The sequence below is a fragment of the Hylemonella gracilis ATCC 19624 genome (genome assembly GCF_000211835.1).
In the GTDB taxonomy this organism is placed as follows: Bacteria; Pseudomonadota; Gammaproteobacteria; order Burkholderiales; family Burkholderiaceae_C; genus Hylemonella; species Hylemonella gracilis.
The window spans coordinates 1-13,102 of sequence record NZ_AEGR01000090.1 but is presented as its reverse complement, the minus strand read 5'-3'; the positions used below and the strand labels follow the sequence as shown (position 1 = coordinate 13,102).

General features: G+C 63.2%; 15 protein-coding genes. 7 read left to right on the top strand and 8 right to left on the bottom strand.

Features of this window, described 5'->3' with window-relative positions; translation table 11 throughout:
• The 4 genes from HGR_RS18000 to xseA all read right to left on the bottom strand — a co-directional run.
• On the bottom strand, positions 1-1,148 hold a 1,148-nt coding region (locus HGR_RS18000), incomplete at its 3' end, for a methyl-accepting chemotaxis protein (protein ID WP_006298939.1).
• Positions 1,149-1,280: 132 nt separating this feature from the next.
• The gene (locus tag HGR_RS13905) at positions 1,281-3,506 is read right to left on the bottom strand and encodes an NADP-dependent isocitrate dehydrogenase (protein ID WP_006298938.1); all 2,226 of its coding nucleotides are present in this window, start codon (positions 3,504-3,506) and stop codon (positions 1,281-1,283) included.
• A 153-nt stretch (positions 3,507-3,659) separates the two neighbouring features.
• Positions 3,660-4,241: a superoxide dismutase gene (locus HGR_RS13900; protein ID WP_006298937.1), complete on the bottom strand. Its 582-nt coding sequence runs from the start codon at positions 4,239-4,241 to the stop codon at positions 3,660-3,662.
• Between the two features lie 114 nt (positions 4,242-4,355).
• Positions 4,356-5,690 (bottom strand): exodeoxyribonuclease VII large subunit, encoded by a 1,335-nt coding sequence (gene xseA / locus HGR_RS13895; RefSeq protein WP_006298936.1) that lies wholly within the window; start codon positions 5,688-5,690, stop codon positions 4,356-4,358.
• 540 nt (positions 5,691-6,230) lie between these two features.
• On the opposite strand from xseA, the gene HGR_RS13890 reads away from it, so the two are divergent.
• The 7 genes from HGR_RS13890 to HGR_RS17400 all read left to right on the top strand — a co-directional run bounded on the left by HGR_RS13890 (position 6,231) and on the right by HGR_RS17400 (position 11,073).
• Positions 6,231-6,902, top strand: a complete 672-nt coding sequence (locus HGR_RS13890; RefSeq protein WP_006298935.1) for a MotA/TolQ/ExbB proton channel family protein — start codon at positions 6,231-6,233, stop codon at positions 6,900-6,902.
• Between the two features lie 27 nt (positions 6,903-6,929).
• Positions 6,930-7,379 carry an ExbD/TolR family protein gene (locus tag HGR_RS13885; RefSeq protein WP_006298934.1) on the top strand — a complete coding sequence of 150 codons (450 nt, stop codon included), beginning with the start codon at positions 6,930-6,932 and terminating at the stop codon, positions 7,377-7,379.
• 51 nt (positions 7,380-7,430) lie between these two features.
• On the top strand, positions 7,431-8,489 hold the full coding sequence (lpxK, locus tag HGR_RS13880) for a tetraacyldisaccharide 4'-kinase (protein WP_039853669.1): 1,059 nt from the start codon (positions 7,431-7,433) through the stop codon (positions 8,487-8,489).
• A 33-nt stretch (positions 8,490-8,522) separates the two neighbouring features.
• Entirely contained in the window at positions 8,523-8,705 is a 183-nt protein-coding gene (locus tag HGR_RS13875) for a Trm112 family protein (RefSeq protein ID WP_039853673.1), read from the top strand.
• Between the two features lie 39 nt (positions 8,706-8,744).
• Entirely contained in the window at positions 8,745-9,524 is a 780-nt protein-coding gene (kdsB, locus tag HGR_RS13870) for a 3-deoxy-manno-octulosonate cytidylyltransferase (RefSeq protein ID WP_006298931.1), read from the top strand.
• 138 nt (positions 9,525-9,662) lie between these two features.
• Positions 9,663-10,319: an adenylate kinase gene (gene adk / locus HGR_RS13865; RefSeq protein ID WP_006298930.1), complete on the top strand. Its 657-nt coding sequence runs from the start codon at positions 9,663-9,665 to the stop codon at positions 10,317-10,319.
• A gap of 229 nt (positions 10,320-10,548) precedes the next feature.
• Entirely contained in the window at positions 10,549-11,073 is a 525-nt protein-coding gene (locus HGR_RS17400) for a hypothetical protein (protein WP_169312707.1), read from the top strand.
• 80 nt (positions 11,074-11,153) lie between these two features.
• Here HGR_RS17400 and HGR_RS13855 read toward each other — a convergent pair whose 3' ends face one another.
• The 4 genes from HGR_RS13855 to HGR_RS17395 form a co-directional block, all read right to left on the bottom strand.
• Positions 11,154-11,462, bottom strand: coding sequence for an H-NS histone family protein (locus HGR_RS13855; protein ID WP_006298929.1), 309 nt, complete (start codon positions 11,460-11,462; stop codon positions 11,154-11,156).
• A gap of 157 nt (positions 11,463-11,619) precedes the next feature.
• Entirely contained in the window at positions 11,620-12,084 is a 465-nt protein-coding gene (locus HGR_RS13850) for a DUF6152 family protein (protein ID WP_006298928.1), read from the bottom strand.
• A gap of 40 nt (positions 12,085-12,124) precedes the next feature.
• On the bottom strand, positions 12,125-12,556 hold the full coding sequence (locus HGR_RS13845; RefSeq protein ID WP_006298927.1) for a hypothetical protein: 432 nt from the start codon (positions 12,554-12,556) through the stop codon (positions 12,125-12,127).
• Positions 12,546-12,893 (bottom strand): L-asparaginase family protein, encoded by a 348-nt coding sequence (locus HGR_RS17395; RefSeq protein ID WP_138922542.1) that lies wholly within the window; start codon positions 12,891-12,893, stop codon positions 12,546-12,548. Before HGR_RS17395 ends, HGR_RS13845 begins: the two co-directional genes overlap by 11 nt.
• Positions 12,894-13,102 lie beyond the last annotated feature (209 nt).

Here is a 13,102-nt window from a genome sequence, read left to right as displayed (position 1 = left end):
CCCGCCGCATTCAGCGCCAGGATATTGGTTTGGAAGGCAATGCCGTCGATGACACCGATGATGTCCGCGATCTTCGCCGAACTTTCATTGATGCCACGCATGGTCGCCACCAACTGCGCGACCACCTCACCGCCCTCGGCGGCCACGCCCGAGGCGCTGCGCGCCAACTGATTGGCCTGCCCCGCGCTGCCTGCATTGCGGTCCACGGTGACACCCAGGCGCTCCATCGACGCCGCGGTTTGCTTGAGCGCGCTGGCCTGACTCTCGGTACGGGCTGACAAATCCTGGTTGCCGGTGGCGACCTCGCTGCTGGCGACCTGGATGCCGTCCGCGGCGTGGCGCACGGCAGCGACCACGCGGGTCAGAGCCCCCTGCATGGTGTCGAGCGCGCGCATCATGTCGGTGGCTTCGTCCTTGCCGATCAGGGAGGGATGGGTGGTGAAATCGCCTTGGGCAATGCGGCCAGCGAATTCCTGGGCTTGCTTCAGGGGGACCACGATGGATCGGCCGAGCCAACTGGCGATGAAGATGCCCAACAGGCACGAAGCCCCGAAGGCAACGACGAACACCACGAAGATCAGGCTCACGGCGCCATTCACCTGGGTGAAAACACTTTCACTGGTCTGCGCCAGAACGGTGTCCACCGCGCTGAGCTGCTCGAAGGCCTGAGTCCAGCCTGCCGCTTCAGCAGCTTTCAGGTCTTGCAGAGCTTCCTTGCTGTCGGCATACCCGCTGTCGGCCATTTTGTTGGCGAACACGATCAGCTTCTCTCGGTAGCTTTTCATGTGATTCGCAAAGCTAGCGAGATCGTCCCGAGATTTCTGGGTTTTGACGCGGGCCTCGAAATCCCGCATGGCTTGGTCGATGGTGCGCTGAGCCTGATCCCACTGAGCACGGGCGGCCTTGATGTCCTGGGTTTCAAATATGGAAGCGGCCATTTGAGCCGCCGCACCATGGCTCTCCAGCAATGCGAGTCGCGCGTTCCCGACAATGGTGTTGATGGGCAGCAGTTCCTGGGTGATGCCCGCCAGGCCCTGGCGCGCGACATGCAAGCCGAATCCACCGATCGCGACCACGATCGCCGACAGCAGCAACAGCACCGCGAAACCCAACTGAAGCCGGGAACGAATTCTGAACTGACGCAACATGGAAATTCTCCTGGATCGGGACCGGGCCAATTTTCCGCCCCGCGGATGACAGCAAGAATCCTGCCCGGGCCAAAAAACGAAAAAGCCGGATGCAAGGCATCCGGCTTGTGACACGACAGATTCAGCGCGAAATCAGGCTGCTGCTGCGAGCGCGGCGTTGAAGGTCGCACTCGGACGCATCACGGCCTCCAGCTTGACCATGTCAGGCTTGTAATACCCGCCGATGTCCACCGGCTTGCCCTGCACGTCGGTCAGCTCTTGGATGATCGCGGACTCTTTCTCTGCCAAGGTCTTGGCCAGGGGCGCGAACTTCGCAGCCAGGGCCGCATCCTCGTTCTGTGCCGCCAGGGCTTGCGCCCAATACAGCGCGATGTAGAACTGGCTGCCGCGGTTGTCGAGCTGGCCGGCCTTGGGCTTGGGGTTCTTGTCGTTGTCGAGGAACTTGCCCGTGGCCAGGTCCAGGGTCTTGGCCAGCACCTTGGCCTTGGTGTTGCCTGTCTTGGTGCCCAGATCCTCGAAAGACACCGCCAGCGCCATGAACTCACCCAGCGAGTCCCAGCGCAGGTGGTTTTCCTCGACCAGCTGTTGCACGTGCTTGGGCGCCGAGCCGCCCGCGCCGGTTTCGTACATGCCACCACCGGCCATCAGCGGCACGATGGACAGCATCTTGGCGCTGGTGCCGAGTTCCATGATGGGGAACAGGTCGGTCAGGTAGTCGCGCAGCACGTTGCCCGTGACGGAAATCGTGTCCTGGCCCTTGCGGATGCGCGCGAGCGAAAACTTGATGGCTTCCACCGGCGGCAGAACGCGGATGTCCAGACCCTTCGTGTCGTGGTTCTTGAGGTAGGTTTCGACCTTCTTGATCACATTCGCGTCATGCGCGCGCTGGGCGTCGAGCCAGAACACGGCGGGCGTGCCGCTGGCGCGCGCGCGCGTGACGGCGAGCTTGACCCAGTCCTGGATGGCGGCGTCCTTGGTCTGGCACATGCGCCAGATGTCACCCACCTCCACCGGATGCTCGAAAATCACCGCGCCGGACTCGTCGCTGACGCGCACCACGCCGTCAGCGGGGATCTGGAAGGTCTTGTCGTGCGAACCGTATTCCTCGGCGGCCTGAGCCATCAGACCCACGTTGGGCACGCTGCCCATGGTCACCGGGTCAAGCGCGCCATTGGCCTTGCAATCGTCGATCGTGGCCTGGTAGATGCCAGCGTAGCAGCGATCGGGGATCACGGCCTTGGTGTCGTAGGACTTGCCATCCGCGCCCCACATCTGGCCGCTGTTGCGGATCATTGCGGGCATGGAGGCATCGACGATCACGTCGCTGGGCACATGCAGGTTGGTGATGCCCTTGTCCGAGTTGACCATGGCCAGGCCTGGGCCTTTGGCATAAAGCGCCTGGATGTCCGCCTCGATGTCCTTGGCGGTCGCTTCGGGCAAATCCTTGAGGCGGGCGTACAGGTCGCCGATGCCGTTGTTGGGATTGAAGCCAATCTTCTTGAGGTCGGCGTCGTACTTGGCCAGCACGTCCTTGTAATAGGCCACGACCACCTGGCCGAAGATGATGGGGTCAGAGACCTTCATCATGGTCGCCTTCAAGTGGGCCGAGAACAGCACACCTTGAGCCTTCGCCTCGGCCACCTGGGCTTCAAGGAAGGTCGCCAGCGCCTTCTTGCTCATCACCGAGGCGTCGATCAGTTCGCCGGCGAGCACGGGTGTCCTTTCCTTGAGCACGGTGCGCGCGCCGTCCTTGGCGATCAGCTCGATCTTGACGCTACCGGCCTTGGCGATCAGCGCGGATTTCTCGCTGCCGTAGAAATCACCGCTGCTCATGTGCGAAACATGGCTCTTGCTCGTCGCCGACCACTTGCCCATGCTGTGCGGGTTCTTGCGCGCGTAGTTCTTGACGGCCAGTGGCGCGCGGCGGTCGGAGTTGCCCTCGCGCAGCACGGGGTTCACCGCGCTGCCCGACACCTTGGCGTAGCGCTGGCGAATCTTCTTTTCTTCGTCAGTCTTGGGCTCGTCCGGATAGTCCGGCACCTTGTAGCCCTTGCCCTGCAGTTCCTTGATCGCGGCCTTCAGTTGCGGGATGGAGGCACTGATGTTGGGCAGCTTGATGATGTTCGCATCCGGCTCCAGGGTCTTCTTGCCCAGCTCGGCCAGGGTATTGGGCGTGCGCTGTTCGGGCGTGAGGAAGTCGGAAAACTCGCCAATGATGCGGCCGGCCACCGAAATGTCGCTGGTGTCCACCTTCACGCCCGCGGGCGCGGCGAAGGTGCGGATGATGGGCAGGAAGGACGCCGTCGCCAGCAACGGGGCTTCGTCGGTCAGCGTGTAGATGATGGTCGGAGTGCTCATGGAGATGTCTCGGGTGGTTTTCCCAGTAAGGAACGTACGCTCACATTGTAAAAGCCTCCGGCCGCTGGGCATCCGGCGGGCAGCAAAAAGGGCCTGTCGGGGTTGCCCCGCAGGCCCTTGGGGGTCTGCCCAGCTGAGGGGCAGCTCGCGCGATCAGGCGAAGTTCTTGGCCGCGAAATCCCAGTTCACGAGCTTGTCGAAGAAGGTTTCGACGAACTTCTGGCGCAGGTTGCGGTAGTCGATGTAGTAGGCGTGCTCCCACACGTCCACGGTCAGCAGGGCTTTATCAGCCGTGGTCAGCGGCGTTCCAGCCGCGCCCGTGTTGACGATGTCCACCGAACCGTCGGCCTTCTTGACCAGCCAGGTCCAGCCCGAGCCGAAGTTGCCCACCGCGCTTTTCACGAACGCTTCCTTGAAGGCGGCGTAGCTGCCCCACTTCTTCGTGATGGCGGCCGCCAGAGCGCCCGTGGGCTCACCGCCGCCGTTGGGCTTCATGCAGTTCCAGAAGAACGTGTGGTTCCAAATTTGAGCAGCGTTGTTGTAGATGCCACCGCTGGACGTCTTGACGATGTCCTCAAGCGTCTTGCTTTCGAACTCCGTGCCCTTCTGCAAGTTGTTCAGGTTCACCACATAGGCGTTGTGGTGCTTGCCATGGTGGAACTCCAGCGTTTCCTTGGAGTAATGCGGTGCCAGGGCGTCAATGGCATAAGGCAGGGGGGGCAGGGTGTGTTCCATGGTGGTTCCTCGCGTTGTTGTGGATGAAACGGGATCGAAAGCGGACATTGATTGTAGGAAATTAATTTCAGCGCCCGGGAATGGCCCACCCCATAACCCTGCTCACGGCGCTGCTCATCGCTCCTGCTCCTGCCGGGAACCGAGCGTCCCGTCAGTGTCAGCCCGCACAAGCACGGGCACGACACCGTCGGCGAGAGTCGCATGCAGCGATTGCCCCGCATGGGTCTGAGCCGCTCGCGTCACCGCGCGGCCGTCGGCGTCGGTCAGCCAGGCATAGCCCCGCTGCAGGACCAGGGAGGGGTCCAGCAACTGCAGACGCAGGGCCGCATGCTCCAAGCGCTGGCGGCGCAATTGCATATCGCGCCGAACCATCTGGGGCCAGGCGTCGGCGCGACGCTGCAGGGTTTGGCGCAGCAGCAACAAGAGGCGCGCCGCCGCGTGTTGCAGGCTCAGCCCCAGACCGTTGACGCGCAAACGCTGACGTGCGAGCCTGGCCGAAGGACGGCCAAGGCGGCCCAAGGCCAGGTCGAGGCGCTGGGACGCCACATCCAGGCGGTCCTGCACGGCGTCGCGCAGCTGCTTCTGCAGCAAGGCCAAGGCGCCGAGCCAGTTAGCCTGGGGCTCCGCAGCCAGCTCGGCCGCGGCCGTGGGCGTGGGCGCGCGCAGGTCGGCCACGAAATCCGCCAGAGTGAAATCGGTCTCATGGCCCACGCCACTGATCACGGGCACTGGACTGCGGGCCATCGTGCGCACCAGTTGCTCATCGTTGAAGGCCCACAAATCCTCGATGGAGCCCCCGCCGCGCACCAACAGGATCACATCGATCTCGCCCCGCGCGGCCAGAGCGTACAAGCGCTGCAAGGCCGCGACCAGCTCACCGGGGGCCGCCCCCCCCTGCACGGCGGCGGGCGCGATGCACACGGGCACATGCGGGGCGCGGCGGTTCAAGGCGGTCGCGACATCCCTCAGGGCCGCCGCTCCCAAGGAGGTGACCACGCCGATCCCACGGGGCAAACGCGGCAACGCCCGCTTGCGCCCAGGATCGAACAGTCCCTCGGCTTCCAGCTTGGCCTTCAGACGCAAGAACTGCTCGAACAAGGTGCCCGCACCCGCGCGAGCCATGCTTTCTACGATCAATTGGAGATCGCCGCGGGCCTCATAGACGGACAGACGCCCCCGGACCTCGACCTGATCGCCCTCGCGGGGCGCGAAATCCAGCAAGCTGGCGGCGCGGCGGAACATGGCGCACCGGAGTTGACCACCATCGCGCCCATTCGGGTCCTTGAGCGTGAAATAGGCGTGTCCGCTCGCGGCGAGGTTGTAGCCCGAGATTTCGCCGCGCACCGCGACAGGATTGAAGCGCGCGTCCAGTGTGTCAGCAACGGCGCGGCACAGCGCCCCAACCTGCCAGATGCGCGGCGTGGATGCTGCAAAGACCGACTCAGACATCAGTCCGCACGCCTTCTGGACGTCCGCCATGCCCCGCCACACCGCGTGGAACTTGAATCCTCTGGCGTGACTGCCGGGGCCCCCGGCGTGGGACTACTCCACACGGCGCAGGGTTGGCACGCCATTCGCAAAACCCCTGAGTCAGGGCGCGCAGAACACGAATTCATCGTGCAAGCCTTTGATTTCATTTGATTTTTTACTGCCTGTTTTGTCATCGTTTTGACGCATGCCACGTATTTACGCGGCTTGGGGCGTCTCCTCACGGGTTTGCCCACAAAGTTATCCACAGAATCTGTGGGTGGTGCGGACGACCCAAAAGCCACAGGGCCCATCCCCGGCCATGGGGGCGTCTGGCCAGTGGCACAGGCTTCTGGTTGAAGCCCGCCGAGACCCTCTGCCCCTCGGCGCGGGCCAGATCTGAGCCCAATGGCGGGTGGGCCATAATCGCGCAGCTTTCGTGCCTCGCGCGCACCCACGGGCGGCTCGCGCGCAGCCAGCACGACACCCGTGCACCGTGTCTTTCCTCGTTGGAGAACCCTCTTGTTTTCGATCATACAAGCCGCCGGCTGGCCCATCTGGCCGCTGATCCTGTGCTCCATCCTCGGACTCGCCCTGGTCATCGAACGGGCGCTCAGCCTGCAGACCGTGAAGGTCACGCCGCCCAACCTGCTGAACGAAGTGCTGCGGGCCACGCGCCGCAGCATGCCTTCCAGCGACGTCATCGCGCAGCTTGAGCAGAACTCCCCCCTGGGCGAAATGCTCGCCTCAGGTCTGCGCACCGCCCAAGCCGCCCAATCGCATGCAAGCACCGCGGAAGAGCTGCGCACCGCCCTGCGGGAAGCCGTGGAAGACAGTGGCCGACTGGTCGCGCACAAGCTGGAGCGCTACCTTTCCGCGCTCGCGACCATCGCTTCCATCGCGCCCTTGTTGGGCCTGTTCGGCACCGTGATTGGCATGATCGAAATCTTCGGCTCGCAGGCCCCGACCAATGCCAGCGGCGGCGGCAACCCCGCGCAGCTGGCGCATGGCATTTCCATCGCCCTCTACAACACCGCCTTTGGTCTGGTGATCGCGATCCCGACCCTGGTGTTTTGGCGTTATTTCCGCGCTCGCGTTGACTCCCATTTGCTCGCGCTGGAGCTCGCGGGAGAACGCCTGGTGCAGCATCTGGTGGCGCTGCGGCAAGGCAACGCTCACAACGCCAGCGTCTGACCGCAACTGCCTCGGAAACACCCCGCCATGCGCATCCATCTGCGTCGTCACTCGCGTTCCGCCAGCGAAGAGCCCGAAATCAATCTGATCGCCTTCATCGACGTGCTGCTGGTGATCCTGATCTTCCTGATGCTCTCGACCACCTACAACAAGTTCACCGAGATGAACCTGCGCCTGCCCACGGCGGACGCGGAGTCACCGCGAGACCGCCCCCGAGAAATCCTGATCACCATCAACAGCGAGGGCGGCTACAGCATCAACCGCGCGCCTTTGCCTGGGCGCAATGTGCAGGATTTGATCGCCGCGCTGCGCCAGACCATGGGCAGCGCCGCCAACGGCAAGGACGCCGTGCTGATCATCAGCGCGGACGCCAACGCGCGCCACCAGTCGGTGGTCAGTGCCATGGAGGCTGCGCGCTACGTGGGCCTTTCGCAGATCACTTTCGCGGCGCAATCGCCTCAATCCGCGGGGCGCTGAGCGCAGGCACTCTCGCGCCCCCTTCTCCTGTTCCTTTCTCCTGCCCACCCCATGCGCGCGCCCGCCTTTTGGCAAGCCCCCCGGACTGATCAGCCGCGCGCTTGGCGAGACCGTTGCGCGATGCTTACGCTGTGGCCGCTGTCGCTGTTGATGCGACTGCTGGTGCGCTTGCGCCAGGGCCTGTACCTGAGCGGCATGCTCAAGCGCCATGCCGCGCCCGTGCTGGTGGTCGTGGTGGGCAACGTGGTCGCCGGAGGCGGCGGCAAGACCCCCACCGTCATCGCCCTGGTGGAGCACTTGCGGGCGCGCGGATTGAAACCCGGCGTGATCTCGCGTGGCTATGGGCGCCGCAAATCCGCCGATGGTGGAGATTGCCGCGAGGTTCGGTCCGACAGCCCGGTGGCAGAGGTCGGCGACGAGCCCGCGCTGGTGCGTCGACGCACCCAGGTGCCCGTCTTCGTCGCACGGCGGCGCATCGATGCGGCCCGTGCCTTGCTGGCGGCGTACCCGCAGGTCAATATCCTTCTCAGCGACGATGGCCTGCAGCACCTGGCCCTGGCACGCGACATTGAAATTTGCGTCTTTGGCGACCTGGGTCTGGGCAATGGACTGTTGCTGCCCGCCGGCCCCCTGCGCGAGCCCTGGCCAAGGTATGTGGACTTGGTCCTGCACACAGGGCAACAACCAGCATTCACTGGCCATGCGGCACGGCGCGCCCTCGCGAACACGGCCAGCGATGCCAGCGGCCGCGTCGTCGCATTGGACAGCCTGCGGGGCACCCTGGTGGCCGTGGCGGGAACCGCCCAGCCCCAGGCCTTCTTCGAGATGCTGCAGGCCCGTGGCTTGGTATTGGCACGCACGGACGCCCTGCCCGATCACGCGGGTCCGTCGGACTACGAGCACTGGCTCACCACGTTGCGCGAAGAATTCAGGTCCGGCCCCGTCACGGTGCTGTGCACTGAAAAGGATGCCGCGAAGCTGTGGGCGGTTTGCCCCGAGGCGCTCGCCGTGCCCTTGGTCTTCGATCTGCCCCCAGCCTTCTTGAACGAGTTCGACCGCCTGCTTCACGCCGCCTTCTCGGCGCATCTATCATCCACTTACACTGATTGAAACTCGCGCCACCGTCGCACCCACACCATGAGCCTGGACACCCGTTTGCTGGAACTGCTGGTCTGCCCCGTGACCAAGGGGCCGCTGGAGTACGACCGCGACAAACAAGAACTGCGCTCACGCAGCGCGCGTTTGGCCTATCCGATCCGTGATGGCATCCCCGTGCTGCTGGAGAGCGAAGCTCGGACGCTGTCCGACGAAGAGCTCGAACGATGAGCCCCGGGCCACAGCGCCCCTTCACTGAACCTTGTTCCGATGTCTGACACCACCGTCCTGATTCCCGCGCGGCTCGCCTCGTCCCGCCTGCCCAACAAGCCCCTGGCCGACATCGCTGGCCTGCCTATGATCGTGCGCGTGGCGCAGCGCGTGCGCGGCGGCCTGCCGGGCGATGTACGCGTCGTCGTGGCCACGGACCACGCCAGCATCCAGCAAGCCTGCGCGCACCATGGCGTGCAAGCCATCCTCACACGTGCCGATCATCCGAGCGGTAGCGACCGGCTGGCTGAAGCCTGCGAACAACTCGGCCTGCCTGATCAGGCCACCGTCGTGAATGTGCAGGGCGATGAGCCGCTGATTGACCCTGCCCTGGTCCAGGCCGTGGCCGATCTTTTGGCACAGCGACCGGAAGCCAGCATGAGCACTGCAGCACATCCCATTCACGATGCCTCGGAGTTCGGCAATCCCAACGTGGTCAAGGTCGTGCTCGACGCGCGTGGCCTGGCGCTTTATTTCAGCCGCGCCCCGATTGCCTGGTGGCGCGACGGTTTCGCGCAGGGGCTGCGGGATCTCCCACCGGTGGGCGACAAGTTCGCCACGCCGCTGCGTCACATCGGCATCTACGGGTACCGCGTGGGTTTCCTGCGCCAGTTCCCCAAGCTCGCGGCGGCACCCATTGAAAACAGCGAAGCCCTGGAGCAGCTACGCGCGCTCTGGCATGGTCACCGCATCGCGGTGCACATCACTCAAGACGCGCCGGGGCCTGGCGTGGACACACCCGAGGATTTGGAACGAGTGCGCCGTCTGTTTGCGCATTGAGGCCACGCCCCGAGGATTACCCTGAGTGCGGCCCGCGAGCCCGGTGAGCTTGGTTCGCCATGCTATCCTCGAGCATCCCCCGCAGGCTGCACCCTTGTGGTGCTCTGCCCGCGTCACAACTCTTCCCGAGGACATCCCATGAGACTGATCCTGTTGGGCGCCCCCGGCGCCGGCAAGGGCACGCAAGCGGCCTTTCTCTGCAGAAAATACGGCATCCCGCAGATCTCGACCGGCGACATGCTGCGCGCGGCCGTCAAGGCGGGGACGCCTCTGGGACTCCAAGCCAAGGCCGTGATGGAGTCGGGCGGTTTGGTCAGCGATGATCTGATCATCAACCTCGTGAAGGAACGTATCGCTCAGCCGGACTGCGCGCCGGGTTTTCTGTTCGATGGCTTTCCGCGCACCATTCCTCAAGCCGAGGCCATGAAGGCTGCGGGCGTAAAGCTGGACTACGTGCTGGAAATCGACGTGCCCTTCGACGCCATCATCGAACGCATGAGCGGGCGCCGCTCGCACCCGGCCTCGGGCCGCACCTATCACATCAAGTTCAACCCGCCGATCGCGGCAGGCAAGGACGACATCACGGGCGAGCCCCTGGTGCAACGCGACGACGACAAGGAAGAGACCGTCAAGAAGCGCCTGGACGTCTACAGCGCGCAGACGCGTCCACTGGTCGACTACTACAGCCAGTGGGCCGCCAAAGACCCGGCTGCCGCGCCCAAGTACCGCAAGATCAGCGGGTTGGGCAGCGTGGACGAGATCACGCAGCGGGCGCTGCAGGCATTGGAAGCCTGAGAATTTATTACTTCCTTCCCCACTTAAAAGCCGTAATTTGTCACTGCGGCTTTTGTTTTAATGGCTCAAAGAAAGCAAACTTAAGTATTCGAAATCTCCAACAGACGATCACAAAATGCAAATGAACAAATTATGGTCGTTACTTAATTTGATAGTCTGTTGTGGGGCCGCAAGTTTGCTATCTGCATGTGCATCAGTAACTCGATATACCGAAGAGTCTCCAGAACTGATGATCACCTCCGATCATCGTCAATTCGTGATTCGCGGCAAGACATCGGAATACGTGTATGTATTTGAGATGCCCCCAACTCTTCTTCAATCATTGGAATCTGACTTCAAAGATCACTTAGCTATTCAGATCTATGAAGGCTTTTCTGGTGCTAGCCTTTCCATCCTGCAAGGTGGAAAAACTTATGCACGAATTCAAACCAGATTGACAGATGACGCATCCGAACAGCAGAAACAGCAGGCTTTCGCTTTGGGATACCAAACCAGCTCTTCGGGACGCATCTATTACAACCACGTCATTCCCAAACACAACACTGAGGGCAGAAGATATCTGCTCAGTGAATTCGACAGCACAACAGTACCCGTGAAAATCGGGCAGATCGATTCGATCACAGTTGAGGATTCGCAAAAAAAGCAGGAACAGTCGCAAGCTGTCTTCCCTTTGATTTTTGTTGGTGGTATCGCCCTTTTTGCCACATATCCATGGACGATTTTGTTAATCGTGCCCTGGGGACTCAAACCATAAAGAATAATTGGTCACATCAGAAACAGAAGGCCCGCACAGTAGTTACGCGGGTCTTCTGCTTTTGATGCGCAAATAGACAATCAGGCCGTAGCGACCAAGAACTCATCCTTGTTCGCGCCTTCCAGCCAGGCCGGCGCCCGACCGCGACCCGACCAGGTTTCACCGGTTTCGGGGTTCCTATACTTCGGCTCGACGGCATCGGCGGACTGCGCGCTGGCCGTGGGCTGGCTGATTTCCTTCGCCGTGAACTTGTGCTTGGCCACCAACTCGCGCACGGTCTGCAGCGCGGCGTCACGCTCCTGCTGGCGCAATTCGGCGATGCGTTTTTCGTAGCTGGCCTTCTGCGCTTCCAATTGCTCCAGGCTCAGGGTGTTGATTTCAAGGCTCATGGGTTGACTTCCTAAGGGTTGCCGACTGGACGCGAAAGGATGTCGTCCAGATTCAAACACTGATTTTTTAATCAGTATCTGATATTTTATACAGCATTTTGGATTCTGAGCAACTGCCGCGATGACGGCGCCCCGAACTCCGGCACCAGCCAGGCCCTCACATCGGGCTGGATCGCAGACCGTACACGGCGTCGCCCACGAACAGATATTCCGCCCGCAGAAGCGCCGCCCCCTTTTCCTCGGCGAAGGTGAATCCCAGCACACCGACCTCGTCGCCCGCCTTGAGCGGCGTGACGCCCCAGGCGTTCATGCGCGAGAGCGGGGCCAATTCGACTTCCCAGCGCCGATCCTGGCGGCGCGGTAACTGGGCCTGCGCCAGCAAGGCGGCTCCGTCCACCGGCGCGCTCTGGGCGGGCAGTCGGCGTTGCTTCAAATCGGGGGGAAGACTGGGCGTGGCAGGCCGCTCCAGCACGAGTTCAGCGTGAGGGTTCTGCCAGCGCACACTGACCACGCGGCCATGCAGCCAAAGAGGGCGCTGCTGGTCAAAACTGCTCCAGCCGTGATGCGCCTGTGCGATGGCGGGCAGCGTGAGCGTGGCAAGCACAAAGTGACGACGTTGCATGGAACTTCTCCTCCAGACAGGTGTGTACCCATGCCGTGGATCACACGTAGGCGATCCAACGGCCGCAGCCCAGCACGGCCAACCAAATCAAGGTGGACAAAACCATCTGCACTCGCGCGAGTGCGTCCAGCTTGTCGAGAGAAGACCGACCGTGGAACCAGCCCGCATTACACGCCGCCAACATTAACAACAGCATCTTGAAGGTGAATGCGCGGTTGGCGATCAGCTCCGCCGCTTGGGTGGAAAACATCAGCAGGCCAGACACGGCGGCCAAACCGAATCCAATCACCGCGAGCGGCAACGCCAGTCTTGCCAGATCGCGCGCGGGCAAGCCCACGCCCCAGCCGAACACCCGCATCTCAAGCAGCACCAGATTGCCCAACAGCAAGGCGACACCGCTCAGATGCAGGACTTCCAGCGCCGGATAGGCCCAGGCGCTGGACACGATGCCCGCCGCGAAGTCAGTGCTCATCCAGCAGTTCCAGCATCAACGACAGGCGGGCCTTGACCGGGCTCAGGTCGGTGGTCGCGAAGCCCAGGCCCTCCCCCATCGACGCGGAATGACCCGCCCTCAACCCGCCTTCGGCACAGCGGGTGGCGATCAATACCCGTACCCCGCGCGACTGTGCATGGTGCAAAGCGGCTTCCAGTTCCCGATGCAAGGTGCCATTGCCCGTGGCCGCCACCACCAGTCCGCGCAGGGGGGGCACCCCCAAGCGCCGTGCCCCATCGGTGTCACACAACGCTTGAACCAGGGCACCGCTGGCGGCCGCATGGCTGAGCAGAAGCTCGACTCGCGGCCAAGCCACGGGAGCAAGCAGGCTCGCCAACCGGTCTGCGGACGGCGGAGCAGACGCCTCAGAATCCGCCGCCCATGACCACCGCACCTCAGAACCCCCCACCGCCGTGGGATTGTCCACGAGTCGCGCGGCGTCAGGCTCGCCGCTGGAATCAAAGGCATCGAGCCGGGTTGCGTGGACTTTCCGCACCCCCCGCGCCCCCATGACTCGGCGGGCGC

Bases quoted from the DNA above. Each gene is read 5' to 3' on its own strand.
- HGR_RS13905 (WP_006298938.1), bottom strand. From the start codon at position 3,506: ATGAGCACTCCGACCATCATCTACACGCTGACCGACGAAGCCCCGTTG.
- HGR_RS13900 (WP_006298937.1), bottom strand. From the start codon at position 4,241: ATGGAACACACCCTGCCCCCCCTGCCTTATGCCATTGACGCCCTGGCA.
- xseA (WP_006298936.1), bottom strand. From the start codon at position 5,690: ATGTCTGAGTCGGTCTTTGCAGCATCCACGCCGCGCATCTGGCAGGTT.
- HGR_RS13885 (WP_006298934.1), top strand. From the start codon at position 6,930: ATGCGCATCCATCTGCGTCGTCACTCGCGTTCCGCCAGCGAAGAGCCC.
- lpxK (WP_039853669.1), top strand. From the start codon at position 7,431: ATGCGCGCGCCCGCCTTTTGGCAAGCCCCCCGGACTGATCAGCCGCGC.
- kdsB (WP_006298931.1), top strand. From the start codon at position 8,745: ATGTCTGACACCACCGTCCTGATTCCCGCGCGGCTCGCCTCGTCCCGC.
- adk (WP_006298930.1), top strand. From the start codon at position 9,663: ATGAGACTGATCCTGTTGGGCGCCCCCGGCGCCGGCAAGGGCACGCAA.
- HGR_RS17400 (WP_169312707.1), top strand. From the start codon at position 10,549: ATGATCACCTCCGATCATCGTCAATTCGTGATTCGCGGCAAGACATCG.
- HGR_RS13855 (WP_006298929.1), bottom strand. From the start codon at position 11,462: ATGAGCCTTGAAATCAACACCCTGAGCCTGGAGCAATTGGAAGCGCAG.
- HGR_RS13850 (WP_006298928.1), bottom strand. From the start codon at position 12,084: ATGCAACGTCGTCACTTTGTGCTTGCCACGCTCACGCTGCCCGCCATC.
- HGR_RS13845 (WP_006298927.1), bottom strand. From the start codon at position 12,556: ATGAGCACTGACTTCGCGGCGGGCATCGTGTCCAGCGCCTGGGCCTAT.